The organism is Kineococcus siccus (assembly GCF_009906795.1).
GTDB classification, from domain to species: Bacteria; Actinomycetota; Actinomycetes; order Actinomycetales; family Kineococcaceae; genus Kineococcus; species Kineococcus siccus.
Window position 1 is genome coordinate 1 of sequence record NZ_JAAALN010000379.1, and the last position, 1,716, is coordinate 1,716.

Annotated in this window: 2 protein-coding genes; one reads left to right on the top strand and one right to left on the bottom strand. The window is 68.7% G+C overall.

What is annotated here, in order from left to right:
* Positions 1–273: 273 nt before the first annotated feature.
* Complete coding sequence (locus GTR02_RS21580) at positions 274–963, bottom strand: hypothetical protein (protein WP_166609519.1); 690 nt, start codon at positions 961–963, stop codon at positions 274–276.
* Positions 964–1,095: 132 nt separating this feature from the next.
* Here GTR02_RS21580 and GTR02_RS21585 point away from each other — a divergent pair, with 132 nt between their 5' ends.
* Positions 1,096–1,476, top strand: coding sequence for a hypothetical protein (locus GTR02_RS21585; RefSeq protein ID WP_166609520.1), 381 nt, complete (start codon positions 1,096–1,098; stop codon positions 1,474–1,476).
* Positions 1,477–1,716: the final 240 nt, after the last annotated feature.

Genomic DNA, 1,716 nt, shown 5'->3' on the forward strand with positions numbered 1-1,716 from the left:
GCCGCCTGGTGGCCCGGACGCATCACCACCGCCCGCGTCAACACCCTCACCATCACCACGACCAGCGGTGACCGCTACGACGTGGACCCCCGCACTATCGACCTGCCCTGGGAGCAGTACGGCGCCTCTACCCCCTGGCTCTGACTACACCAACCTGGAGAGCACACGCGCGGTCATGCCGCTGGTCGCGCGAAGGCGCGCTCATGCCGCTCTGCGCGCGACATGACGGCCTTGCCGCTGTCATCGACGTCTCTTCATCACCACGCGTCATCGCTAGTGAGGATGCGGGAGGGGACGCAGCCGCATCGCCGTCCAGTCCTTGACCAGGACGGTCACCGCCTGCACCGGTGGCAGGTTCGCCCACACCATCAGGTTGAACCCTGGAGCCGGTGAGGGCGCCGGCCAAGCGAGGCGGGTAGACCTGGCCTGCCTGCGTTGCACCCCAACGAGGGTGGTCTCCATGGGTACGACGACGCTGTCGCCGCTGCCCTCGTTGTCGCTGACCTGCCACGTCGGTCGTGACACCTGCGGCCAGGGTGCGCCGTAGCCGGTCAGCATGGACACGGTGACCATGCCCTGCTGCGCGGCGGCAGCGTAAGAGCCCGGCGCGGACCAGTCGAGGTCGGCGGGCACGTAGAGCACGTTCAGGGCCACGGCGGACCCCGGCGAGATGCCTCGGCGCGGCGGGAGCTGCTCGAAGGGGTGCATGACGAAGTGCTCGACCAGTCCGTAGTCGTCGACGAGGTGGGGCAGGGCGGCAGGCTCGCAGCCCAGCCAGTCCACGAACAAGCTCCGGGAGGAGGGCTGCCACGTCTCGGCGAGGGTGTCCGGTGGGCGGTTGTAGCCGCGGCGGCTGCGTCCGCGCAGTGGCAGCAGAGACTCCAAGACGCTCACCGCCTCCGGTGGCAGCGGCAGCCGGGTGAGGGGAGCGCGCCAGCTCCTGTCATCGCTCGGGCCCGTCATGGTGTTGACGATGCCACCGTTGGGGCGTCACCCGCTCTGTCGTCGGTCGAGGAACCGGTCGCTTACTCGACGATCTAACGGTCGTGCCGCTGACCAGGACGCCACCGATGCTCATGACTCACACTCGGCGCTATGGCTAAGCAGCGCCGCTCCGTGCCCTTCGCTCAGACCGTCGACGAAGTGACCTCGGCCCCGCCGGCACCGGCACCCTTCGACTTGCACGCCCGTGGCGGACGCGGCTACCGCCTCATCGACAACGACATCAACCCCCAGCAAGCTCGCGACATCGCCATCCAGGGCGCTGCCCTGGGATGGGACGCCTGCGGCTGTGGCGGAGACTGCGGCTACCGCTGGTACACCGCTGAGCGCGTGGCGCAGGCCGCGACCAGCGGCGCACCCGAGTTGCGTCAGCAGCAGCACCTGAAAGGCAGGATCGCCCTGCTGCGAAGCGACGAGGGCGACCACCTCCTCCTCGCCCACTTCCCCACTCGCTGGGGCGACCTGTTGGACTAAGCCGCTGCCACGCTCATGCCCTTGGTCGCGCGTGGATCACGAGGGACGGTGGTCTTGACGTCGTGCCGAGGCGCGACCGGACAGTCATGGGAGCATTCGCGTCGAGCCGGACGTGTCAAGGCCCGGGTTTGATGGAGACCACCAACCCACGCCTCCGAGAGGATGATGGTCTCCATGGCTGCACCGAGGAAGTATCCCGACGAGCTGCGTGAGCGGGCGATCAGGATGGCCGTCGATGCC